The 23,245-nt window shown below is 70.3% G+C and carries 18 protein-coding genes, 1 tRNA gene and 2 pseudogenes; 16 read left to right on the plus strand and 5 right to left on the minus strand.

Annotation, left to right across the window (positions count from 1 at the left end; translation table 11 throughout):
- Positions 1-63: 63 nt before the first annotated feature.
- Both FB384_RS09820 and FB384_RS09825 read left to right on the plus strand, forming a co-directional pair.
- On the plus strand, positions 64-546 hold the full coding sequence (locus FB384_RS09820) for a hypothetical protein (protein WP_183781783.1): 483 nt from the start codon (positions 64-66) through the stop codon (positions 544-546).
- Complete coding sequence (locus tag FB384_RS09825; RefSeq protein WP_183781786.1) at positions 543-1,901, plus strand: tripartite tricarboxylate transporter permease; 1,359 nt, start codon at positions 543-545, stop codon at positions 1,899-1,901. The genes FB384_RS09820 and FB384_RS09825 overlap by 4 nt, the downstream gene beginning before the upstream one ends.
- Positions 1,902-2,091: 190 nt before the next feature.
- Here the strand turns inward: FB384_RS09825 and FB384_RS09830 are convergent.
- Positions 2,092-2,167 (minus strand) — tRNA-Lys (locus FB384_RS09830).
- 71 nt (positions 2,168-2,238) lie between these two features.
- Here FB384_RS09830 and FB384_RS09835 point away from each other — a divergent pair.
- Positions 2,239-2,661: a YkvA family protein gene (locus FB384_RS09835; RefSeq protein WP_183781789.1), complete on the plus strand. Its 423-nt coding sequence runs from the start codon at positions 2,239-2,241 to the stop codon at positions 2,659-2,661.
- On the opposite strand, the gene FB384_RS09840 is transcribed toward FB384_RS09835, so the two are convergent.
- Positions 2,636-2,971 (minus strand): YnfA family protein, encoded by a 336-nt coding sequence (locus FB384_RS09840; protein WP_183781792.1) that lies wholly within the window; start codon positions 2,969-2,971, stop codon positions 2,636-2,638. The genes FB384_RS09835 and FB384_RS09840 overlap by 26 nt on opposite strands.
- Positions 2,972-3,285: 314 nt before the next feature.
- Here FB384_RS09840 and FB384_RS09845 point away from each other — a divergent pair, with 314 nt between their 5' ends.
- From FB384_RS09845 to FB384_RS09855, 3 genes are all read left to right on the plus strand, one after another.
- Positions 3,286-3,900 (plus strand): NADPH-dependent FMN reductase, encoded by a 615-nt coding sequence (locus FB384_RS09845; protein ID WP_183781795.1) that lies wholly within the window; start codon positions 3,286-3,288, stop codon positions 3,898-3,900.
- 153 nt (positions 3,901-4,053) lie between these two features.
- Positions 4,054-6,753 carry a helix-turn-helix transcriptional regulator gene (locus tag FB384_RS09850; RefSeq protein ID WP_183781798.1) on the plus strand — a complete coding sequence of 900 codons (2,700 nt, stop codon included), beginning with the start codon at positions 4,054-4,056 and terminating at the stop codon, positions 6,751-6,753.
- 30 nt (positions 6,754-6,783) lie between these two features.
- Positions 6,784-7,803: a hypothetical protein gene (locus FB384_RS09855; protein ID WP_183781801.1), complete on the plus strand. Its 1,020-nt coding sequence runs from the start codon at positions 6,784-6,786 to the stop codon at positions 7,801-7,803.
- An 81-nt stretch (positions 7,804-7,884) separates the two neighbouring features.
- Here FB384_RS09855 and FB384_RS09860 read toward each other — a convergent pair.
- Positions 7,885-8,316, minus strand: a pseudogene (locus FB384_RS09860) (DUF6328 family protein); the annotation flags it as partial.
- A gap of 304 nt (positions 8,317-8,620) precedes the next feature.
- A complete protein-coding gene (locus FB384_RS09865; RefSeq protein WP_183785273.1) occupies positions 8,621-9,523 on the minus strand; it encodes a DMT family transporter in 903 nt (300 codons plus the stop codon).
- A gap of 187 nt (positions 9,524-9,710) precedes the next feature.
- On the opposite strand from FB384_RS09865, the gene FB384_RS09870 reads away from it, so the two are divergent.
- Positions 9,711-10,298: a superoxide dismutase family protein gene (locus FB384_RS09870; RefSeq protein WP_183781804.1), complete on the plus strand. Its 588-nt coding sequence runs from the start codon at positions 9,711-9,713 to the stop codon at positions 10,296-10,298.
- Between the two features lie 130 nt (positions 10,299-10,428).
- Here FB384_RS09870 and FB384_RS09875 read toward each other — a convergent pair.
- Positions 10,429-10,753, minus strand: a pseudogene (locus FB384_RS09875) (winged helix-turn-helix transcriptional regulator).
- Between the two features lie 147 nt (positions 10,754-10,900).
- Here FB384_RS09875 and dusB point away from each other — a divergent pair.
- The 9 genes from dusB (at position 10,901) to pstB (ending at position 23,130) form a co-directional block, all read left to right on the plus strand.
- A complete protein-coding gene (gene dusB / locus FB384_RS09880) occupies positions 10,901-12,040 on the plus strand; it encodes a tRNA dihydrouridine synthase DusB (RefSeq protein ID WP_183781806.1) in 1,140 nt (379 codons plus the stop codon).
- 450 nt (positions 12,041-12,490) lie between these two features.
- Positions 12,491-13,135 (plus strand): winged helix-turn-helix transcriptional regulator, encoded by a 645-nt coding sequence (locus tag FB384_RS09885; protein WP_183781810.1) that lies wholly within the window; start codon positions 12,491-12,493, stop codon positions 13,133-13,135.
- Between the two features lie 172 nt (positions 13,136-13,307).
- Positions 13,308-14,024 (plus strand): GGDEF domain-containing protein, encoded by a 717-nt coding sequence (locus tag FB384_RS09890; protein WP_258936956.1) that lies wholly within the window; start codon positions 13,308-13,310, stop codon positions 14,022-14,024.
- A gap of 2,419 nt (positions 14,025-16,443) precedes the next feature.
- Positions 16,444-17,976: an LCP family protein gene (locus FB384_RS09895; RefSeq protein WP_183781816.1), complete on the plus strand. Its 1,533-nt coding sequence runs from the start codon at positions 16,444-16,446 to the stop codon at positions 17,974-17,976.
- Positions 17,977-18,106: 130 nt separating this feature from the next.
- Positions 18,107-18,769 carry a phosphate signaling complex protein PhoU gene (phoU, locus tag FB384_RS09900; RefSeq protein ID WP_183781819.1) on the plus strand — a complete coding sequence of 221 codons (663 nt, stop codon included), beginning with the start codon at positions 18,107-18,109 and terminating at the stop codon, positions 18,767-18,769.
- A 249-nt stretch (positions 18,770-19,018) separates the two neighbouring features.
- Positions 19,019-20,107 carry a phosphate ABC transporter substrate-binding protein PstS gene (pstS, locus tag FB384_RS09905; protein ID WP_183781822.1) on the plus strand — a complete coding sequence of 363 codons (1,089 nt, stop codon included), beginning with the start codon at positions 19,019-19,021 and terminating at the stop codon, positions 20,105-20,107.
- 181 nt (positions 20,108-20,288) lie between these two features.
- Positions 20,289-21,239: a phosphate ABC transporter permease subunit PstC gene (gene pstC, locus FB384_RS09910; RefSeq protein WP_258936959.1), complete on the plus strand. Its 951-nt coding sequence runs from the start codon at positions 20,289-20,291 to the stop codon at positions 21,237-21,239.
- Positions 21,239-22,324: a phosphate ABC transporter permease PstA gene (gene pstA, locus FB384_RS09915; protein ID WP_183781826.1), complete on the plus strand. Its 1,086-nt coding sequence runs from the start codon at positions 21,239-21,241 to the stop codon at positions 22,322-22,324. Before pstC ends, pstA begins: the two co-directional genes overlap by 1 nt.
- A 26-nt stretch (positions 22,325-22,350) precedes the next feature.
- Positions 22,351-23,130 carry a phosphate ABC transporter ATP-binding protein PstB gene (gene pstB / locus FB384_RS09920; protein ID WP_183781829.1) on the plus strand — a complete coding sequence of 260 codons (780 nt, stop codon included), beginning with the start codon at positions 22,351-22,353 and terminating at the stop codon, positions 23,128-23,130.
- The last annotated feature ends 115 nt before the right edge of the window (positions 23,131-23,245 follow it).

Below are 23,245 nucleotides of genomic sequence, written 5' to 3' on the forward strand. Positions count from 1 at the left end.
CGCCCCGCATGCGACGAGCCGCAACACCGGAACCGCCCACCAGGTACGACGCGGGAGTGAGCAATGAGTGGCAACGAACGTACGGTTTCCGGGGAACCCGTTCCCGACCCGGCGAACGAGCAGTTCCCCGAACACGACGACGATTCTCGGCCCTATCTCGTGTTGTGGGGCGACGCGGTGGCGCCGAAGGAGCTGGGCCGGTCCTTGCTGCTGGCCGTGCCGGTCGCGCTGGCCGCATTTCTGCTGGCACAGCAGGTTCTGTCCGGAGCGGGAAACGAGCAGGTCGTCGACGGATACGCACTCCTCGTCGGGCTCGCCGCGTGCGTCGCTACGGGCGCGCTCTGCGCGAAGTTGTTCACCCCGAAACGGGTGTTCGCCGAAAGCCGGTCCGATGGCATCCGCTCCGGCCTTCCTCCCGAATTCTCCACGCCCGAAGCCGTCTCCGGGCTGCCCGACGAGTACATCGAGGAAATGCGGGAGATCGGACTGTACGAACCCGGAACCTCGCCTGCCGGTGACACGGCGAGAAAGGGAGTTCAACAATGATCGTGGATCTGCTCTGGGCTCTCGGGATGGGCCTGACGGGCGCTGTGGTGTTCGGCGCCATCGGCCTCGTTTCGGGTACCGACGAGACCGCGACGCTCGGGCCGTTGACGTTGATCGTCGTGCTTGCCGGAGTTCCGCCCGTCGGGGTGTTCACGTTCTTCATCGCCGCGGCGGTGTCCAAGCACATGACACACGCGATTCCGACCACGCTGCTCGGAATTCCGGGTGACACCATGGCGGTGCCGCTCATGGAGGATGCGGACGGAATGCGGCGGCTCGGCGCACCGCACGTCGCGTTACGCAAGGCGCTCGCGGGCGCGCTGCTGTCGGCTGTCATCGCCGTACCGGTCGCGGTGGGAATCGCAACCGCGTTGGCGCCCTTGTCCGAAACCGTGGAGGCTGTCGCACCGTGGCTGTTCGCGGCCGCCGCGATCTTCGTGGGCTATTTCTCGCCGGGCCGCTGGGCCAGCATCGTGGGAATCATTCCGTTCACCCTGGCCATCGCCGCGTTGCACGGATTCACCGAGCAACACCTCGGGGACTCGCTGAGCATCTCGTTCTTCCTCGGTATCGCGATCGGCCCACTGTTGGCGGACCTGGTGGGGGCGACGTCCCGCACCGGGCGTGCGGGTATGGAGCGCAGCGGTGTCCGGGAGTTTCATCTCGCGCCGGACCTGTCGGACGGCAGGGGCCCCTTCCCCAACCCGTTTCGCGTGCTCACCCGACAGCAGATCGGCTACACCGCGGGCTCGGCCGTCGTCACCTCGTCCACATTCGTGTTCAGTCCGGTGGCGACGACCGTCATCGTGGGTGAAGCGGTGGGTGCGCGGCTGAAACATCCCTACCAACGGCTGAGCTCGCTGATGGCGGTCAAGAACGGCACGACGGAGTCGACCTATCTGGCTGAGACGATCATTCCGCTGGTGGCGTTCGGCCTGCCGTTGAGTCCCGTCGCCGCCGGCCCCGCCGCCGCGTTGTTCAACGCCCCGCCGGTCTACTCGGTGGAATCGGGACAGAATCTGCACTCGATGCTGTCGTCGTGGCAGTTCCTGCTCTTCGGGTTGCTGGGGGTGCTCGTCGCGGCCGTGGTCGTCTATCCCGTCGCGATGAAGTATGCGCGTGTGGCCAGCGCATGGGTGATCACGCGCGTCAGCCACGAAGCGCTCATCGCCGCGTTCGCCGGGTTGATCGTCGTCGTGTCCTGGTACGAAGGCGGAGCGCTGGGACTGTTCACGTCGCTGACCGTCGGGTTGCTGGGCGGTCTGTGCAACCGGGCCTTCGGTATGAACGCGGGCGTGCAGTTCATGTGTTTCTACACCGCGACGATGTTCGTCCCGATCCTGTTGGCGGCATGAGCGACCGCCGACGGCACGGGTGGACCGCCGGTCGTCGCCCGTGGGACGACGAGCTCTTGGCTTCGGCCGGCATCCGCACGGATCCCGCGGGTCGGCGTCCGGAGGCAGGCCGTGCGGGCCGTCGACCCGCGGCGGTACAACGGCACCATGGCCGTCGTGACGAGCCGACAACCCAGCTGAACTGGGATTTTGGTGGGCCGCCCGGGGCTCGAACCCGGAACCCGAGGATTAAAAGTCCACTGCTCTGCCAATTGAGCTAACGGCCCTGCCGAGGGCCAGCTTAGCGGCCGCGCCCGGCGGCCCTGGAAGCGGTCCTGCGCGCGCCTAGGGTGGGTGCGTGGCCTGGTACTGGGAAGCTCTGATCGGCGTCGGCGCCGCCCTCGCGGTCGCCTGGGTGGCGCTGATCGTGGTGCTGGTGATCGTGCGGCCGCGCGGCGGGTTGCTGCGTGAGGCGCTGCGCCTGTTGCCGGACGTGCTGCGGCTCGTCCGCAGGCTCGCCGCCGACCGCGACCTGCCTCGCGGCGTGCGCGTGCGGCTGTGGCTGTTGCTGGTCTACCTCGCCTTGCCGATCGACCTCGTGCCGGACTTCGTTCCCGTGCTGGGCTACGCCGACGACGCGATCGTCGTCACCGCCGTGCTGCGGTCCGTCGTACGTCGCGCCGGGATCGATGTCGCGCGTCGCCACTGGCCGGGCAGCGACGACGGGTTCGCCGCGCTCCGCCGCGTCGCCGGCCTCACGCCGGACGTGGGGCGTACATGATCACGGCCACGCCCAGTACACACAGCGCGGCGCCGATGTAGTCCCATCGGTCGGGCTGGAACTTGTCGACGATCATGCCCCACGCCAGCGAACCCGCCACGAAGACACCGCCGTAGGCGGCCAGGATCCGACCGAAGTGCGGGTCCGGTTGCAGCGTCGCCACGAACCCGTACGCGCCCAGTGCGATCACGCCCGCCGCGATCCACAGCAGTCCACGGTGTTCCCGCACGCCCTGCCACACCAGCCACGCCCCGCCGATCTCCGCGAGCGCGGCCAACCCGAACAACAGCACCGAACGTAGGACCGTCATGGCAGAGCACCGTACGGAACCGCACCGGATGGGGCGCGACGGCAGCCGCGCGACACGGTCTCCGGAATCCGCGACACGGCACCGCAGGCGTGGGAGTCCGGTGCCGGACGCAGAACATGGGGTGCTGGACGCAGAACACGGGGTGCTGGGTGCGGGACACGGGGTGCTGGACGCAGAACACGCGGCCCGGAAGGCGCAACACGGCGCGTGCTGACAGTCGTCATACCGGTCGGTCGACTGATGCCGCACCGGGGCCTGCGTTCGTAGCGTCGACGGCAATCGACAACGCACCGATCGACGCGAGAGGAACCATCATGACCAGCGCCAACGCAACGACCACGACCCACGGCGACGCCCAGGGCACCGGAGGGCCGCTGCGGCTCGCGGTGATCATCGGCAGTACCCGCACCGGCCGGTTCGCGCCGGTACCGGCCGCCTGGTTCGCCGACGAGGTGCGCAAGCATCACGGGTTCGACGTCGACGTCGTCGACCTGGCGGGACTGGACGTGCCGGATTCGCTCGACGGATCCGCCGACACCGACGCGCTCGGCGAGCGCTTGGCCGCCGCCGACGCGTTCGTCGTCGTCACGCCCGAGTACAACCACAGCTACCCAGCGCCGCTCAAGGCCGCCATCGACTACTTCCACGCGGAGTGGCTCGCCAAGCCCGTCGGCTTCGTCACCTACGGCGGCATGAGCGGTGGCCTACGCGCCGTCGAGCACCTGCGCGGCGTCTTTGCGGAACTGCACGCCGTCACCGTTCGCGACACCGTCAGCTTCTACAACTACCCGGACCGCTTCGGCGACGACGGCATCCCGCACGACGCGGAGTCCGCGAGCCAGGCGGCCAAGGGCATGCTCGACCAGCTGTCGTGGTGGGGCAGGGCGTTGCACGAGGCCCGCGCGGTGCGCCCGTACGGCAGCAACTGATCACCGTGGCCGCCGCCCGCGAGGGCCGGGCGGCGGCCACGGTGAAGCACTGCGTGCGGGTCGTGGTCGAACCACCGGTTCCAGCAGTGGGATGACGATCTTCCGCGGAAATCCGTTGACTTCGACCATACTCGAAGTTGCAGGCTTGTGACCATGAGTTCTGCAGGGATCCACGGCCGTGACGACGAACTCGCCCGCATCGGCACGCTCGTCGACGAGGTGCGCGCCGGGGCGGGTCAGACGCTGGTGCTGCGCGGCGAGGCGGGGATCGGGAAGTCGACGTTGCTCGAGTTCGCCGCCGACACTCGCGTCGCGGCCGACGAGGCGGGCACACCTGGTCCGGTCCACCCGGCCACCGGCTCCGCGCAGTGCGGCCTGTTCGTGCTGCGCGGGGCCGGCGTTGCGGCGGAGTCGGCGATCCCGTTCGCGGGTCTGCACCTGCTGCTGCACCCGGTGGCCGGCTACGTCGACGGGCTCGCCGAACCGCACGCCGGAACGTTGCGCCGGGTGCTCGCGGGTGACGGGTCCGTCGACCGGTTCGCCGCGGGCGTGGCAGTGCTGGAACTACTGGGGATGTTGGCGCAGGACAGGCCGGTCCTGGTGCTCGCCGACGACGCGCACTGGCTCGACGCGGCGTCCGCCGACGCCCTGTCGTTCGCCGCGCGCAGGCTCTCGGGCAAGCGGGTAGGAGTGCTGTTGGCGGTCCGCGAGCCGCACGCGCCCGCGATGCCCACGCCCGGCCTGCCCGAACTTCGACTGCCCGGTGTGGACGACGAGTCGGCGCGCCGGATTCTTGCCACGACCGAACTCCCTCGTCACCGTCGGGCTCGGGTCATCGCTGAGGCGGCAGGAAACCCGTTGGCATTGCTGGAACTCGGGTCGTCCGAACGAGACAGTCGGGGTGATCCGTTCGCCGACATGATCGCGGAGTTGCCGCCCGCCACGCGAACCGTGCTGCTGGTCGCGGCGGCGGACGGCACGTGTGACATCGGCACGATTCTCGCCGCGGCGAACGGTCTCGGGGCGTCGATCGAAGACCTTCGCGTCGCCGAGGACGCCGAGCTGGTGATGTTCACCGAGGGCTGCTTCGGGTTCCGGCATCCGCTCGTGGGCACCTCCGTGTACCGGGCGGCCACATTGGCCCGGCGGCTCGAAGCCCATCGGGCACTGGCCGAGGTGCTCGGTGAGGACGCCGACGCCGACCGGCGCGCCCGTCACCTCGCCGCCGCCACCACCACGGCCGACGAGTCGGTCGCTGCGGCCCTCGAGGCCGGTATCGACCGTGCGCGCGTCCGCGGCGGCATGGCCGCGGTCGCCGACGACTACGAACGCGCCGCCCACCTGAGCCCGCAGCCGAGGGACGAGGGGCTACGGCTGACGTCCGCCGCCCGCGCGGCCGCCGACGCGGGGCAGCCCGAACGCGCCCGTGACCTGGCGGAACAAGCGGCGACGCTGCTTCCGGAGCCGGTGGACGCGACCTGGGCCGCGATCGTCAGGGCGACCCTCGCCGAGGACGACGGCCGCGTCGCCGAGGCGCATCACCTGCTCGTCACGACCGCCCGGCGGATCGCGGGCGAGGCCCCGGAACCGGCGGGCAAGCTGCTCTTCCTCGCGGTCGGTGCGGCGTGGCGGGGTGACGACCCGGCCCGCGGGGTCGAAGCCGCGGCGGTCGCCGACGAGCTGGCGCTTCCCGGCGCCACCCGGGTGCGGGCGCTGGCGACCGCCGCGAGCGCAGACGTCGCGGAAGCGGTCGCGGCGTTGCGCGAGCTCGTCGCCGCGGACTGCACGGAGCTGACGGCCTGCACCGACATCGCGTTGACGCTGCGTTCGGAGGTGCAGCGGTCGTGGTGGTCGCTGCTGCTCGGCGACCCCGACCGCGCCTACGCCAGGGCGACGGACACCGTGCGCGAGGCCAGGAGGCAGGCCGCCACCGGGGTGCTGCCCGCTGCGCTGGGCGTGCTCGCACAGGCGGAGCTGCAGCTCGGTGAACTCGACGCCGCGGCGAAGACGGCGGGCGAAGGACTCGAGGTCGCTACGTGCATCGGCCAGCGGCGCGGCGTCGCGACGCTGTCGGGAGTGCCCGCGCTCGTCGCCGCCGTGCGGGGCGATGCGGACGCCACGGCCTCGTACGCCGCTGACGCGGATCCGGCCTCCGCGGCGCGCGCGCTGGCGCTGCTGGACCTCGGCGAGGGCCGGGCCGAGGCGGCGGTCGACCGGCTGGCCGCGGCGCACCGGCCGGGACTGGCCGGCCTGGCGGCCGTGCCGGACCTCGTCGAAGCGGCGTCCCGCACCGATCGCCCGTCCGACGACGACTTCGCTTCGCAAGCGCTTGCCGACTTCGTGACCTGGGCGAACGTCGTGGACAGGCCCTCGGTGCGCGCCGTTGCCCTCCGCAGTCGAGGCCTGCTGGGCGACCCCGGCCTGCTGTCCACCGCACTCGGTCTGGCCGATCACGCGGACGCCTGGCAACAGGCTCGCACCGAACTGGCCCACGGCGAATGGCTCCGCCGCGACCGCAACCCCGCCAAGGCCCGTCCTCACCTGCGAGCGGCGCTGACAGCGTTCGAACGGCTCCATGCACAGCCCTGGGCCGACCGTGCCCGCACCGAACTGCGCGCCGCGGGTGAGGGCCGCGACAGCCGCCCTGGCCGTGAGACCACCGTCGACACCGACGGCCTCACCCCGCAAGAACTGCGCATCGTCCAACTGGCCGCCGACGGCCTCAGCAACCGCGACATCGGCAACCGTCTGTACCTGAGCCCGCGCACCGTCGGTTACCACCTGTACAAGGCGTATCCGAAGCTCGGCGTCTCCGGCAGGGGTGAGCTCGCGAAACTGGAGCTGATGGCTTGAGCCGCCACTCGTCGTGCCACACTGCACGCCGTGGAGTACCAACTGTCGGCAGAGCTCACCGCCCCGGAAGACGGCCCTGACCTGGACCCGCTCCAGCAGGTCGGCGTGGTGGCGCTGCTCGACACGCGGCTGTCCCGCCTGGCCGGGATCGAAGGGCCGGACGGTGTCGAGATCACGCCCGTCGAACACGCCGTGCACGCGCACCTCGGCGGGGCGAACGTCAGCTGGCTGCTCGACGCGCCCGCGCTCGTGTTCGCCGAGGACGCCACGCGTGCCGTGCTGGAGCAGCTCCTGGAAGAGACCGAACTGCTCCGTGGCTGGCAGGTCAAGCACTGTGCCGTCACGGCCACGGATGACCAGCTCGAAAGCGCGCTCGCCGCGTCGGCCGAAACCGGCGACGACGGCGTCATCGAGATCGACCCGGCCGACCAGCTCGAACTCGCCGAGCGCAGGCAGCGGCTCCTCGACGCGTCCGAGTACCTGCGCGCGTTCGGCCTCGACGCGTTCGGTTTCACCGACGGCGGTGACGTCACCGAGCAGGAGGCCCGCTACGTCGCGGGCGCGGTGATGCACGGCGTCGAGATGGTCACCGACGAACTGTTCGGCGACATCCAGCTGCTCGAGGACGAGGACGGCACCGCCGTCGACGTCGAGGCGCTCTGGGTGATGGACGAACTGCCCCAGCAGTACGCCGACCAGTACACCGCGCTGTTCGCCAAGCAGCTGCTCGTGACGACCGCGATCCTCGGCTACCGCCTCACCCAGGAGGAATGGACGGCCCCGCTGTGCCTGGCCGAGGCGCTCGCGCTGCACGTCGTCAAGTCGCGGGCCGAGCTGGAACTCGACCTCGCCGACGCCATGCCGGAGGAGCGCGCCGCGGAGATCTTCGCCCACTTCGACGACCACGCGTTCGCCGACGGTGCCCACGAGGAGCTCTACGACGTCTCCGACCTCGACGCCTTCGACTCCGACGTCATCACCTGGTTCCGCCCCGACCCGCGGTACAACGACACCGCCGGCCTCCACCCGTACCTCACCGACGAGGACTGAGCGCGCCGTTCGCGCCCCCAGGGGCACTTTGGTCGCACTCAATGCCACCAAAGTGCCCCTGGGGGCACCGGCTCGCCGCGGTCACAGCTTCGTCGGGATGAAGAACCACAGGGTCGAGAACAGGCCGCCGACCACGACGAGGGCCACGCCCATCAATACCGGCCCGTACACCACCTTGGCGATCAGCCCGACGGTGAGCGTCACCGCGATGGCCAGGCACACCAGCCCCGCGATGACCAGGCGATTCCCGACGCGCAGGATCGCCTGCCTGCGTCCGGCGCGGAACAGCATGCGGTGCCAGGCCGCGGGCGCGGTCAGCATGGCCGTCGCCGCGGCCGCGAACAGCACCGTGACCAGGTGCAGGATCTTCTCGAATCCACTGGCCTCACGGAACTGCGCCGTGAACGCCACCGCGAGCAGGAAGCCGAACAGGATCTGCACCCCGGCCTGAGCCACCCGAAGCTCGCCGAGCAGCTCGTTCACGTTCCGCGTCAGCCGCTGGTGGTGCGGCTCCGCACCGGCGTCATGCTGCGCATCGGACCTGTGCTGCGGATCCGACCTGTGCTGGGCATCGGGGCCGTGCTGCGCGCCGGGGTGCTGCGTCGCCGTGACCTCGTGCTGGGCGGCGGGAGGCTGTGCGGTGGTGTGGTGTTGTGCGGTGGTGTCGTGCTGTGCGGTGGTGTGGTGCTGCGCGCCGGGTTTCACCTGCGCGCCCGGGTTCTGCTGGGCAGCGGGGCCGTGTTCCACACCGGGGTCGTGCCCGGCGCCGGATCCGCCGCCGCGCGCGTCCGCTCCCGGGCCGTTCACTCCGAGCCCCCTACTCCCGGCCGCCTGTCGATACGGGTTCGGGCGGGACGACCACCGGGCGCCGCTTGGCGGCCCGTTCGTGCCAGCCCAGCGCCGTCACTGCGGCGACCACCACGACGAGGCCGGCCCACTGCGTCGCGGTCATGGTCTCGTCCAAAAAGGACACGCCGATGACGACGGCCGTCGCCGGATAGGCGAGTTCGGCCAGCGTCGCACGCGCGGCCGGTGTCGCGCGCAGACCCGTGTAGTACAGGCTCAGCGCGAACAGGCCCGGAATCAGCGCGAGCAGTCCGAGCCCCACGGCGTTGTCCCAATCCACCGTGTACGGGTTCCCCTGTGCGGCGACGATAATCGCGGCGACCGGCAGTCCCACGGTGAACCGCAGGGTCGTGACGTCCCGTGACGGCAGGCTTGTCGACACCAGCCGTCCCAGCACCGTGCCCGCGGCCCACAGCGCCGCTGCGCCGAGCGCGAGCAGCGCCGCACGCAACGCGCTGAACTCGATGTCCAGCGGGTCGGCGAAAGCCAACAGCCACGCGCCCGCGATCGCGGGAACCGCGAACAGCGCGTAGCCGCTGCGCAGTCGTTCGCCCAGCACGGCCCACGCGGCCAGCACCGCGAACACCGGTTGCAGCTTCTGCAGCACCAGCGGCGTGATCGCATCGCCCGTCTGGAACGCCGCGGTGAACAGTGCCGTGGCCAGTGCGGAGGATCCGCCGCCGATGATCAGTACCGCCAGCCACACCCGCGGACCGCAGCGTGCCAGCGCTCGCACCGCACGCGGCACGAACGGCGACAGCACCGCGACGATGATCAGGTGCTCCCAGAACACGACCGTGCCGGACGGCAGGTCCGCCGCGAGCGGTAGCCGGAGGAGCCCGTCGGTGCCCCACAGTGCCGCCGCCACCGCCACGAGCCACGTCCGGTCCGTGGGGCGGCCCGCCGGACCGGCTGTGCCTGAGGTCGATACGTCCGCCGTAGTCACGCGTGCCAGATTACGGCCGGACGCCGATAACAAACGTGTCCGTGTCACGCAGTGAGATCGCCCGACCGTGTCAATCGACTTGTGGTCGATAGCGCGATGAGGTTAAGGACGAGCCATGAAACGACTCCCCGTTACCCTTGCCCTGGCATCGGCCGTCGCTCTGGCGGGTGCCGGCACCGCTGCCGCTGCCCCGGCTGCCGCCGAGCCTGCGCAGTCCCGCTCCGCGGTGGCGTTCGCGCACGGCACGTTCGCCCCGTACGTCGACGGTGCCACGGCCGCGACGTACGACCTCGACAGCGTGCCGTCGGGTGCTCGCGCGTCGGTGTTCTCGCTGTCGAACGGCGGTGTCGGCACCACCACGAAACTCGCAGTCTCCGGGCTGCAGCCGGACCGGCACTACGGCGCGCACGTTCACGACAACCCCTGCGGCCCGAGTGGCGACGACGCGGGCCCGCACTTCCAGTACGTGCAGGACCCGAACCAGCCGTCGACCGACCCCGAGTACGCCAACCCGGACAACGAGGTCTGGCTCGACTTCACGACCAATTCGCACGGCACGGGATTCGCGTCGTCGCATGTGGACTGGTCGTACGGCGACCGCAGGCCGGCATCCGTGGTGATCCATGAGCACCACACGTCGACCGAACCCGGCGAGTCCGGCGACGCGGGGGCGCGGCTGGCCTGCATCAACGTCGACCTCTGACGCTCGCGCCGGCACCACCCGCCCACCCGCCGTGTTGCGCTCTCGCGCGTGTTCTGCACTCGTGACGCCGTGTCCTGCGCTCAGTACCGCGAGTGCTGCGCTCAGGACACGGCGGCGGCACGGTCGGCGCTCACGGCGTCTCCTCACGCTCGTCGTAGGTGGCGCGGGCGGCGGCGATCGCGCCGGCGTGACGCTGTGCCCATGACGTCAGGTCGGCGAGTGTGTGGTGCAGCTCGCGCGCCATATCGGTGAGCGTGTACTCGACCTTCGGCGGCACCGTCGGATAGACGGTCCGCACGAGCAGGCCGTCACGTTCGAGGTTCGGTGAACCGCACCGGTCCCTGTGCCGCCGCGACGAGCACGCCGACGCTCCATTTGCCCGCGACGTGGTCGAGTACCTCGTTGGTCGGGCACGCGTGCTCGACGCTGCTGCGGACCGTGCCCGCCCGTTGCAGGTCGGGCGGTTACGCGTGGCGTCGGCTACATCGGCCGAGGTCGCCGCTGCCCTCGTCGCAGGCGGCGACGGCCGACCTGGAGCGATGGCCGACCCGAGCGTCGACCGGCCGGCCGGGGTGGCAGGTGGTGACGGCTAACCTGGAGGCATGACCGCCACCTTGACGACGCCTGCGTTGCAGGTCGGCCCGTACCGGGTCGACCCTCCCGTCGTGCTCGCTCCGATGGCGGGCATCACCAACGTCGCGTTCCGGAAACTGTGCCAGGAGTACGGTGCGGGACTGTACGTGTGCGAGATGATCACCGCTCGCGCCGTCGTCGAGCGTCACCCCGGCACGATGCACATGATGACCTTCGGCGAGCGCGAGTACCCGCGGTCGATGCAGCTCTACGGCGTGGACCCGGAGACGATGCGCGAAGCCGTCAAGATCATCGTCGGCGAAGGTCTCGCGGACCACATCGATCAGAACTACGGCTGCCCCGTGGCCAAGGTGACGCGGAAGGGCGGCGGTTCGGCGCTGCCGTACAAGCGGAAGCTGTTCGGCAACATCGTGCGCGCCTCGGTGGAGGCCGCCGAGCCCGCCGGTGTGCCGGTGACGGTGAAGTTCCGCGTCGGCATCGACGACGACCACCACACCTACCTCGACGCGGGCCGCATCGCCGAGGCCGAGGGAGCCGTCGCGGTGTCGCTGCACGCGCGCACCGCCGCGCAGCGCTACTCGGGCAAGGCCGACTGGTCGCACATCGCGCGGCTCAAGGAAGCCGTGACCAGCATCCCGGTCCTCGGCAACGGCGACATCTTCACCGCGGGCGACGCCATGCGCATGGTCGACGAGACCGGCTGCGACGGCGTCGTTGTCGGCAGGGGATGTCTCGGCAGGCCGTGGCTGTTCGGCGAGCTGGAGGCGGCGTTCCAGGGCAGGCCGGCGCCGGAGCCGCCGAACCTCGGCGAGGTTGCGCGTGTCCTGCGCAGGCACACCGAGCTGCTGATCGAGCACGACGGCCACGACAAGGCCATGCGCGACATCCGCAAGCACATGGCCTGGTACTTCATGGGGTTCCCGGTCGGATCGGAGCTGCGGCGTTCGTTCGCCACGGTGTCGTCGCTGGAGCAGCTCGACGATCTGATCGGCAAGCTGGACCACGACGCGCCGTTCCCCGCCGACGCACTCGGCCCGCGCGGGCGGCAGGGGTCGCCCGGCAAGGTCACGTTGCCGCACGGCTGGCTCGACGACCCCGACGACCCGTGCGTGCCCGAGGGCGCCGACATGATGCATTCCGGCGGCTGACGACAGCGCTCCGACTGAGGGTGCTGCTCCGACTGGCAGTGCGCCGGACTGACAGCGCGCCGACAGCACCGCGAGGTACGGCTCCCGGAGTCGGTCCGTAGACCTGCCAGTATGCCGGGATGTCGACCTCTCGGGATGCCGACCTCCCGGGATGCCGGAGTGTCGAGGCGCCGGAGTGTCGAGGCGCCGGGGTGTCGGAGTCCTCAACCCAGGAGGTGGGGCCGTCGCCCCATCGGGGTCGCAGGGATGTCGGGTCCGCTCGTGAGAGGAAGATTCCGGGCTCGCTCCCTCCCGTCAGCCTGACCACCAACCCGCACGGGCACGCTGGCGCGTGGCTGTGTTCGATGCCCCGAAGGTGCCCTCGGGGGCGCTGAGCCGCGTGGGACAGCTGAATCGCTGCGGAAAAACAAGTGGAGTTCAGTCAGTGCATGAGGCGGTAGACTCCGCAGGATGGGAAAGCGGCAGTACGGACAGTTCTGCGGGCTCGTTCGCGCCGTTGAGCTGGTCGGGGAACGGTGGGCGCTGCTGATCGTGCGCGATCTGCTCGTCGCGCCGAAGCGCTACACGGACCTGAAACGCGGCCTGCCGCGCATCCCGACGAACGTTCTCTCGGCGCGGCTGAAGGAACTCGAGACCGCCGGCATCGTCGAGCGCCGGCTGCGGCCGCGCCCCGACGGTTCCGTCGAGTACGCCCTCACCGAGTACGGCGCCGACCTCGAAGACGCCGTGCTCGCGTTCGGCCGGTGGGGCGCACGTGCGCTCGGCGAACCCGGCCCCGACGAGATCATCACGTCGGACTCGCTGGTCATCGCGCTGCGGACGGCGTTCCTGCCCGAGGCGGCGGCGGAGGAGGCCGACGCGACCTACGAGATCCGTCTCGGTGACGTCGTCGTGCACGCCCGCGTCGACGGCGGTGAACTCGTCGCGGGGACCGGCGAGGCCGACGGTGCCGACCTGGTCATCGAAACCGGCCCTGCGTTCCGCGCACTGCTCGCCGGTGAGCTCGCGCCGGACGACGCGGTCGCCGACGGCAGCGTGGCGATCACCGGGCCGAAGGAGCTGCTGGCCGCGTTCACCCGGTCGTTCCGCATCTGATCGCGCCCGTTTCGTCCGTTCCGTGGTCGGCGGCGGGTTCCGTCCGTGGCGGCGAGTGACGCCGCTCGTCCTGTCGAGCGATTTTCGCGTTCGGCGAGTCCCGGTGGCTCAAGCGGCGCCTCTCTCCTGTCGACATCCCTGTATGGGGTTCGACGCTGTTGGAGGTGACGCGGTGACACCCGCCGAACCCGTCCACGACGCCGCCGCGCTGGTCGACGCCCACGAATCGCTCGCCGACGCCTTCGCCGAGCAGGGCGACTGGCGCAGCGCGTACGAGCACCTGCGTGCGGCGCTCGGCCACGCCCGGAACCTGCCCGTCGCGGCGCGTATCCCCGAGCAGTACCGCCGCGAGGTCGAGCAGTTGCGCCACGAGAGCCTGACCGACGCGCTCACCGGCGTGTACAACCGCCGCTATCTCGACCGCACCCTGCCGTGGCTCGAACCCGTCGCCGTGGCGCTGGTCGACCTCGACGAGTTCAAGGGTGTCAACGACCGGTTCGGGCACGAGGTGGGCGATCGGGTGCTTCGGCAGGTGGCGCGGATCCTCCGGCGGTCGCTGCCTCCCGGTGGATTCTGTGCGCGCTACGGCGGTGAGGAGTTCGTGTTGGTGGTGCCCGTGACGTCGCAGCCAACCGTCGCGGCGATCGTCGAGCGCGCGCGGATGCGGGTCGAACAGTTCCCGTGGCGCACGGTCAGGCCGGAGCTGACGGTCACGATCAGTGCGGGCGTCTCACCCGCCGACGGCGACGCCGAGACCCGCCTACGCATTGCGGACGAGCTGCTCTACCAGGCGAAACGAGAGGGTCGCAACTCGGTGGCGTTGGACCGCGGTGATGCGTCCCGCGTGACACGTACCCTCAGTACGCATTCCGCTCGACCGCATTCGTGAAGCCGCTCCAGCTACTTCCCGGTTGCGGGATCGGAGACGTCATGCACCGCAACTCTGTGTAAAAAGTTCGGGCCTTGGTGTCGTCACGAAAGAGGGACGTCCGTACGATAGCGCACACTGCCGGAGAGCCGATCACGCCACGGTCGCGGACATGTCGCGAAAGCGGCATGTGACCAGGTGTTTCTGGGGAAGGAGTGGGCGCGTGTCCGACGAGCACGGCTCGCCTGCCTCGCGCCACGCCCAGGCCGCCGCGGACCAGATCGCCGAATGGCGCCGCCGCGCAGAACGGAACCGCGCCGACTCCGAACGCAGGCGCCGGCGTTCCCTCGAAGGGGACGGCGGCACGAGCGTGTCCGAACTGCTGGCCAAGACCGGTTACAACCCCCAGGCAGGCAGGCTCTCGCACGCCACGGACGACCCGGAGGGTCCTGAACACGACCGTATGCCGGGGCCGCCCGCGGCGTCGGCGGCTCCTCCTGGAGGTCAGCGCGGACCTTCGCGTCCAGGGTCGCCTGCCGAACCCTTCGAACCCTTCGCGTCCGCCGAACCGGGTGAGCGGTTCTCGCCGCCTCGCAACGGGCACGGTGTTCAGGGTGGGCACGGTGCTCAGGACAGGCGCGGTGCGCCGGACAGACGCGGCGCGCAGGACGGTCACGGTGCGCCGGTCGGCCGCGGCGCCCCCGACGATCGCGGTGCACCCGACCCGCGCCCGGACTCCCGGCCCGAGCGGGCCGCCGAGGCCCCGCTTCCGCCCGCACCGCCGCGGCGGGACACGAGGCCGCCGGAACAGCCCGGCCAGGCGGCACATCCCGGTCCGCCGGAATCGTCCGAACGGCCGCGGCCCGCGCCGGGGCGCTCCTCACTCGCCGACTCGCCGCCACGGCGCCCGCAGTCGCCCCCGTCGTCGCCTGCTCCGCCCGGGCCGTCGGCACCCGCACCTGCCCCGCCCGGGGCTTCCACCCCCGGGCCGTCCGCACCCGGTTCGTCGATGCCTCCTCCGGAGCCGGTTCGTCCGCCGGAGCCGGACGAACCGCGACCACGCGCGCCCCGTCCGGCACCCGAGACGCGGCGGCCGCGGGGCGAGTCCGCCGAGCCGCAGTCGCCGCTGGAACGGCCCCGTGACCCGCGCGCTCCCCGTGAGGACGGAGTCGCGGCTCCCGGCCCGGTGGCCCCGGACGGTCCCCCTCCGGCAGGTCAGCGTCCCCCGAACCCGTCCGGGCAGCGCACACCCCAACACTCCGGCCCGAACCCGCGGCCGGTCCCGCCCGCTCACCCGCCCGCCGCGCCGGGGCGGCCCGCTCCCGTGCCCGCCGACGCTCCGGCGCCGCACGACGTACCCGACAGGTCCGGCACGCAGCACCGGCCCCCGGACCAGCCCCTGGACCGGAGCCGGCCGGCCGTCGCGCCGCCCGCCCCGGCCTCACCGGGTGTTCCCGGCAAGCCTGGCGTCTCGGCCTTGCCCGGCGGCTCCGGCGAGCCCCGGAGTCTTGGTGAGTCCCGGAGTCCTAGAGATGCCCGGGGTCCCGATGGGCCCCGGGCGCCCGGAACACCCGGAGTGTCTGGAGCGCCTGGAACGCCCGGAGCTCCCGTGCCGCCGGAGGCGGCCGGTCCTGCGCCCGGGCGCAGGGAGATCGACGAGCCGGCCCATGGGCCGCAGCGCAGGCCGGGGCCGCCGCCCGCGCGGCCTCGTCACCACACCGAACCGCACCCCGATGGCGGACCGCGTCCCACCGGCCCTCCTCAAGGCATGCCTGCCGGCGGTGCGGGCGTGCGCCGCCCCGATCCCCGCCCTGAGCCGCCACGGCCCGAGTCGCTCCGTCCGGAGGCACCGCGTCCGGAGGCACCGCGGCCCGAGTCGTCACGCCGTCCGGAGACACCTCGTTCGGAGGCACAGGCACAGGCACAGCGGCGTCCGGCTCCGGAGCCCGAACCGCCGACCGTGTTCGGGGCCGTCGCGTCCGTGCTCGACGGCGGTCTGAGCGCCGATATCGGAGGTGGGAAGCGCGACGACGGCGAGCGCAGTGAGCCCGCAGCCTCCCGTGCTGCCACGGCCTCCCGCTCCGCCACGTCTCACAGCGCAGCCACACCGCACAGCGCAGCCGCAGCGCACGGCACCGCCGCAGCGCACAGCACCGGGGCGTCCGACGGCGTCGGAGCTGTTCCTCGGCCCGGCCCAGGCCGTGGGCTTCGTAGAGGTGATCGGCCGGATCCGCCGCGTCCGCGCAAGCCGGCGACCCCGCCGCCCGCCGCACCGCCGCCCGCCGCACCGCCGCTCACCGGACCCGCACCCGGTGATCCGGAGCCCGGCGAGCCGGAGCCCGCCGGACCCGCCGACGAGCCCGGCCGGGCCGCTCCCGCCCCGCCGCGTCCGCGCAGGCCGCTCGCGCCCCGCAGGGAAGGCGAGGAAGACCGGCTCTCGATGACCGACCAGATGGAGCCGGTCGACGAGCAGACGCAGTACAAACGCAAGATCGACAACACGCTCGCCCGGTTCTCCGCAGCGCACGACGAGCTCGAGGCCGAGGAGAGCGAGCGCCGCGCGCGCAAGGAACGACTCGCGGCGCGGATCGAGCACACGCGCACGAAGCTCCAGGCGGTCGTCACCTCGAAGATCGGCGGACGCGGATCCGCGGTGTCCCGAGACCGCGAGTCAGGCGGCGAGGCCGGAGCGGGTGCCGACCGCGCCGAGCTGGACGGGGCCGACCCCGAGCAATCCGACCCCGAGCAATCCGACACCGAGCAATCCGACACCGGACACGCCGAAGCCGGACACGGCGACGAGGACACGCCCTCGCGCACCCGGCTGCAGGAGAAGAAGAAGCGCAAGAACGACCGTGCGCGGCTGGCGAGCAAAACGCTGGCGATCGTCGCCGCGGCGCTGGTCTTCCTCGCCACGGGTGCGGCGTGGGGCGCGAAGACGTGGTTCGACTCGAAGTTCAACCAGATCGCCGCGCTCGACGAGAACTCGGCGCACATCATGCCCGGTCAGATCGGTGACGAGAACTTCATCGTCCTCGGCTCGGACACCCGTGAGGGTGCGGAGGCCGAGGAGGACGTCGGCACGGCCGCCGACGTCGGCGGAGCTCGGTCGGACACGCTGATGGTGGCGCACGTGCCGGAGGACCGCAGTCGTGCTGTCGTCGTGTCATTCCCCCGTGACCTGGAGATCTCCCGGCCTGCATGCGAGCGGTGGGACTCGGACTCCGGACGGTACGGCGAGGTGATGCCCGCCGCCGATCAGGTCAAGATCAACACGGCGTTCTCGGTCGGCGGGCCGAAGTGCGTGACGAAGGTGGTCCAGGAACTCACCGGGATGAAGATCAACCACTTCGTCGGCATCGACTTCCACGGCTTCAAAGGCATGGTCGACGCCGTCGGCGGTGTCAACGTGCAGATCGACAAGCCGATCGTCGACGAGACGCTCGGCAAGGTCGTCACGGAGACCGGGAACGTGAAGCTCAAGGGCGACCAGGCGCTCAACTACGTCCGCGCGCGGAAGGTGTACAGCGATCCGACGTTCTCGGACTACGGCCGCATGGAGCGGCAGCAGAAGTTCCTCTCGTCGCTGCTCGACACCACGCTCTCGAGCGACGTGCTGTTCAACACCGGCAAGCTGAGCAGGTTCATCGACGCGTTCACGCGGTCGACGTTCGGCGAGGGCATCGGCGTCGATCAGATGCTGACGCTGGCGCAGTCGATGCGCGGCTTCGACGCGGGCAAGGTCGAGTTCCTGACCGTGCCCACTGTCGGCGAGGCCAACGAACGCGGCAACGAAGTGCTGCTCGAAGGGGACTCGCAGGCGCTGTTCGACGCCATCATCGACAACACGCCGCTGCCGGGCGACGAGGCGTCGGCCGATGGGCCGCGCTCGGGTGACGGTTCGTCGGGTGGCCAGCCCGAGCCCGACGAGCAGCAGGCCGCGGAGCAACCGGCCAGCGCCTCGGCCCCCTGACCCGCCGGCGCGGCGGTGCGCGGGCGGCATCGAGCCGCCCGGGAGTTCTCACCGAGCCGTCGGTCCACGTTCACCGACGGTTCAGATCTGGATTCGGCGTTAGGCCATCGCGGGCCGTAGAGTCAGCCGTATGCGGGACGCCTACAACCTCGAACTCGACAATCTCCGTGCTCAACTGGGTGACATGGTCCAGCTGGTGGCCGAAGCGATGGAGCTCGCGACGCGATCGCTGCTGCACCAGGACCTCGAAACCGCCGAGCAGGTCATCAGCGACGACGTGAAGGTGGACGACGCCCGGTCGGCGGCCGAGGAGAAGGCCTACGGCCTGCTCGCGCTGCAGGCCCCGGTCGCGACGGACCTGCGCATCGTCGTCGCGTCGCTGCACGCGGCGGAGAGCATTGAGCGGATGGGTGACCTGGCGCTGCACGTCGCGAAGGCCGCCAGGCGCAGGCACCCGGAACCGGTGCTGCCGCCCGACGTGCGGCCCGCGTTCGAGCGGCTCGGCGACGTGGACGTCCGCCTGGCCCGCAAGCTCGAGCGGGTCGTGCGGGGCGACGACGCGGAGGCCGCCAAGAGCCTAGAGGACGACGACGACGAGGTGGACGAGATTCACCGCAACCTCTTCACCGTGATCATGGACCGGGACTGGCAGCACGGTGTGTCCCCCGCTGTGGATCTCACGCTGCTGAGCCGGTTCTACGAGCGTTACGCCGACCACGCGGTCTCCGTGGCGCGCCGGATGCTGTTCGTCGTCACGGGGCGTATGCCAAATCACAGTGCCAGCGACGTCTGATCGACTGGCCCTAATCCGCTCGGGCTACACGTTGGACACGTGCCGTATGACCTGCGCATGTATTGCCGACAACAGTCAGTCACCCCTTGGTGATGTCGCTGTGACGTCGTCGGGACAACACGCCTCGTTCACCTTTCGTTCATTCGCTTCATGAAGCGGTGTCATGTCCCGCCCATAGCGTTCGACGCGGCACAAACCCCGAGCGGCGGCAGGAGCTCTGCCGCACCAGAACCCCGGAAGAGGTCAACTGTGAAGCGTTCCACCCTGGGCCGCGCCTTTGTTCTGCCGACGACGGCCGCGCTCGCGTTCGGTCTGGTCGCCTGCGGCTCCGCCAACGAGGAAGGGGCGGCGAGCGGCCCCACCATCAACGGTGCGGGTGCCAGTTCCCAGGAGGCGGCGCAGAGCGCGTGGCGTACCGGCTTCCTGGAGAGCAACGACGGAATGATCAACTACGACCCGGTCGGCTCGAGCGGTGGTCGGGAGCAGTTCACCAACGGCGGTGTGGACTTCGCAGGCTCCGACGCCTACCTCGACGACAAGGAGGTCAAGGCCGCGCAGGAGCGTTGCGGTGAGGGTGGCTTCGTCGAGGTTCCCGCCTACGTCTCCCCGGTCGCGCTGATCACCAACATCGAGGGTGTCGACAGCATCAAGCTGAAGCCGGAAACGATCGCCAAGATCTTCAACCAGAAGATCACCAAGTGGAACGACCCGGAGATCGCGGCCTCCAACGAGGGTGTCGACCTGCCGGACACCAGGATCGTCCCGGTGAACCGTGCCGACGGCTCCGGCACCACCGAGAACTTCGTCGAGTACCTCAAGGAAGCAGCGCCCGAGCAGTGGCCGCACGAGGTCAGCGACGAGTGGCCGGTGTCGGGTGGCGAGGCCGCGCAGGGCACCTCCGGTGTCGTCCAGGCCGTCAAGAACGGCAACGGCACCATCGGTTACGCCGACGCCAGCCAGGCCGGCGACCTGACGACCGTCGAGGTCGGTGTCGGTGACGAGTTCGTCAAGTACTCGCCGGAGGCCGCGGCCGCCGTGCTCGACGTCTCCGAGCGGGTCGAGGGCCGCGGCGAGAACAGCTTTGCCTTCGACCTGGCCCGCGACACCAAGGAGTCGGGCACTTACCCGATCGTGCTGGTCTCCTACGTCCTGGCCTGCGGCAACTACGACAATGCTGACAAGGCCACCATGGTCAAGGACTACCTGAACTACATGATCAGCGCCGAGGGCCAGAAGGCAGCCGAGGAGCAGGCGGGTTCCGCGCCGATCTCCGACGACCTGCGCTCGAAGGTGCAGCCGGCCGTCGAGTCCATCGGCTCGGCGAACTCCGGCAGCTGACACCCGTCGGCAATAGTCGCGAACGCGACAACGGGCGACCCCGAGTGGTGTCCCCGCACGGTCCGGGTGGTCTCCTCGACGATGAGGTGACCACCCGGACACACGCGTGTCAGGAGACTTGTTCGTGAGCCGGTTTGTGGCCCACCGCGGCGGCCGAACGCAAGAACGGAAGGAATAGAACGTGGCTTCCAGTACCGAGGCCCCGCCCCGGAAGAACCGGGTGCCGCGACGCCCGGGCGATCGCATCTTCGCCGGTGTTTCGACCGGGTCCGGTGTGCTGATCCTCGTGGCGCTCGCGGGTGTCGCGGTCTTCCTGGTGACGGAGGCCTGGCCGGCGCTCACGGCGCCCGCCGAGGACATCCCCGGTGGCCAGGGACTCGTCGTCTACATCTGGCCGCTGCTGTTCGGCACGCTGATCTCGGCGGTGCTCGCGCTGGTCATCGCCGTTCCGCTCGCGGTGGCGATCGCCCTGTTCATCACGTATTACGCACCGCGCAGCATCGCGAAGGCCCTCGGCTACATCATCGACCTGCTCGCCGCGGTGCCGAGCATCATCTTCGGCCTCTGGGGCATGAACGTGCTCGCGCCCGTCACGGTCGACCCGGCGTCGTGGCTGTCCCAGCATCTCGGCTGGATTCCGTTCTTCGCGGGTCCGCCGTCATCGACGGGACGCACCATGCTGGTGGCGATCATCGTGCTCGCCGTGATGGTCCTGCCGATCATCACCGCCGTCGTGCGCGAGGCGTTCACGCAGACCCCGCAGCTGCACCAGGAGGCGGCGCTCGCCATCGGCGCCACCCGGTGGGAGATGATCCGCATGGCCGCGCTGCCGTTCGGCCGCTCCAGCATCATCGGCGCCTCGATGCTCGGCCTCGGCCGTGCCCTCGGCGAGACGATGGCCGTCGCGATGGTGCTGTCGGCGTCCGCGGGTGGCATCACGTTCAACCTGATCAGCAGTGAGAACCCGCCGACCATCGCCGCGAACATCGCGCTGCAGTTCCCCGAGGCGACCGGCGTCGGGATGCACACGCTGATCGCGTCCGGTCTCGTGCTGTTCGCCATCACGCTGGTCGTGAACATGATCGCCCGCGCGGTGATCAACCGGCGCAAAGACTTCGACGGAGCCAACTGATGTCCACCTCGCTCACGACTCCCGAACGGGACCCGGATCTGCACACGCCGCTCGGCGGGGTGTCGCTCACGGCCGGTCAGCTGCCGCGTGGCGCCGCGCCGGGCACGCTCGTCGCGGCCGCGGTGGCGGGCCTGCTGCTGTGGCTGCTGGCCGGCTGGGCCGTCGTGCCGTGCGCACTGCTCGCCGCGGCCTCCTACGTGGTGATCGTCTACACCTGGTCGCGCGCTGTCGAAGGGCCGCGCAAGGCCACCGACCGGTTCGTCACGGCGCTCGTCTCCGGCGCGTTCCTGCTGGCGTTGCTGCCACTCGTCTCGGTGATCGTCACCGTGGTGTCGCGGGGTGCGGCGCGGTTCGACGCCGAGTTCTTCACGAACTCGATGCTCGGCGTCACCGGCGAAGGCGGCGGCATCTACCACGCGATGATGGGCACGCTGATCATCACGGGGCTCGCCACGCTGATCTCGGTGCCGATCGGCATGCTCACCGCGATCTACCTCGTCGAGTACGGCCGCGGCAAGCTCGCCAAGGCCATCACGTTCTTCGTCGACGTCATGACCGGTATCCCGTCGATCGTCGCCGGTCTGTTCGCCTACGCGCTGTTCGTGATGATGTTCGGACCCGGCGTGCGGATGGGCTTGGCGGGTGCCGTCGCGCTCAGCGTGCTGATGATCCCGACCGTCGTGCGTTCCACCGAGGAGATGCTCAAGCTCGTACCGAACGAGCTGCGCGAGGCCTCGTACGCGTTGGCGGTGCCCAAGTGGCGGACGATCCTGAAGGTCGTGCTGCCGACGGCACTGGCTGGTATCGCCACGGGCGTCACGCTCGCGATCGCCCGCGTGATCGGTGAAACCGCGCCACTGCTGGTGACCGCGGGCCTCACCGACGGCGACAACTTCGATCCGACCGACGGACGTATGACGACCCTGTCGGTGTTCTCGTACTACGAGTATCAGAGCCCCGGTCTGTTCGCGGAGGCGTCGTTCGACCGTGCGTGGGGTGCGGCGCTGGTGCTGATGATCATCGTGATGCTGCTGAACCTCGTCGCCCGAGTCATCTCCAAGCTGTTCGCCCCGAAGACCCGCTGACGGCCCGGAAAGAGTAGGAAGTAACTGTGGCTAAGCGCATCGAGGTCAAGGACCTCGACATCTACTACGACAAGTTCCTCGCGGTGCAGGGCGTGTCGATGACGATCCAGCCGCGGTCGGTCACGGCGCTGATCGGGCCGTCGGGCTGCGGCAAGTCGACGTTCCTGCGCACGCTCAACCGGATGCACGAGCTCGTGCCGAACGCGCGCGTCGAGGGCTCGGTCGTCATGGACGACGACGACCTGTACGGGCCCAACGTCGACCCGGTGAACGTGCGTCGGCAGATCGGCATGGTGTTCCAGCGCGCGAATCCGTTCCCCACGATGTCCATCTACGACAACGTGGCTGCGGGCCTCAAGCTGAACAACAAGCGGCTGAAGAAGTCCGACATGGACGATCTCGTGGAGCGGTCGCTGAAGTCGGCCAACCTGTGGGAAGAGGTCAAGGACCGCCTGCACAAGCCGGGTTCCGGGCTGTCGGGTGGGCAGCAGCAGCGGCTGTGCATCGCGCGAGCCATCGCCGTGCAGCCCGAGGTGCTGTTGATGGACGAGCCGTGCTCGGCGCTCGACCCCATCTCCACGCAGGCCATCGAGGACCTGATGCTGGAGCTCAAGGCGAACTACACGATCGTCATCGTCACGCACAACATGCAGCAGGCCGCGCGCGTGTCCGACACCACCGGGTTCTTCAACCTGCAGGGCGTCGGCAAGCCCGGTGAGCTCGTGGAGATCGACGAGACGACGAGGATCTTCTCGACGCCGTCGCAGAAGGCCACCGAGGACTACATCTCGGGTCGCTTCGGCTGAGCCGCCGCCCCGGCTGCCCGGCTTCCCGCCGCCCGCCGTAAACAGTCGAGCACGCACTTCTGCGAGACCGCGCCTCGGTGCATGTCCTGTACTCAGGACGCCGTGTTGCGGGTTC

Origin of the sequence: Prauserella sediminis, from assembly GCF_014195435.1 — a bacterium.
In the GTDB taxonomy this organism is placed as follows: Bacteria; Actinomycetota; Actinomycetes; order Mycobacteriales; family Pseudonocardiaceae; genus Prauserella; species Prauserella salsuginis.

Excerpts from the sequence above, each read along its gene's own strand:
- FB384_RS09820 (WP_183781783.1), top strand. The coding sequence starts at position 64 with ATGAGTGGCAACGAACGTACGGTTTCCGGGGAACCCGTTCCCGACCCG.
- FB384_RS09825 (WP_183781786.1), top strand. The coding sequence starts at position 543 with ATGATCGTGGATCTGCTCTGGGCTCTCGGGATGGGCCTGACGGGCGCT.
- FB384_RS09840 (WP_183781792.1), bottom strand. The coding sequence starts at position 2,971 with ATGACGGTCCTACGTTCGGTGCTGTTGTTCGGGTTGGCCGCGCTCGCG.
- FB384_RS09845 (WP_183781795.1), top strand. The coding sequence starts at position 3,286 with ATGACCAGCGCCAACGCAACGACCACGACCCACGGCGACGCCCAGGGC.
- FB384_RS09850 (WP_183781798.1), top strand. The coding sequence starts at position 4,054 with ATGAGTTCTGCAGGGATCCACGGCCGTGACGACGAACTCGCCCGCATC.
- FB384_RS09870 (WP_183781804.1), top strand. The coding sequence starts at position 9,711 with ATGAAACGACTCCCCGTTACCCTTGCCCTGGCATCGGCCGTCGCTCTG.
- dusB (WP_183781806.1), top strand. The coding sequence starts at position 10,901 with ATGACCGCCACCTTGACGACGCCTGCGTTGCAGGTCGGCCCGTACCGG.
- FB384_RS09885 (WP_183781810.1), top strand. The coding sequence starts at position 12,491 with ATGGGAAAGCGGCAGTACGGACAGTTCTGCGGGCTCGTTCGCGCCGTT.
- FB384_RS09895 (WP_183781816.1), top strand. The coding sequence starts at position 16,444 with ATGACCGACCAGATGGAGCCGGTCGACGAGCAGACGCAGTACAAACGC.
- phoU (WP_183781819.1), top strand. The coding sequence starts at position 18,107 with ATGCGGGACGCCTACAACCTCGAACTCGACAATCTCCGTGCTCAACTG.
- pstA (WP_183781826.1), top strand. The coding sequence starts at position 21,239 with ATGTCCACCTCGCTCACGACTCCCGAACGGGACCCGGATCTGCACACG.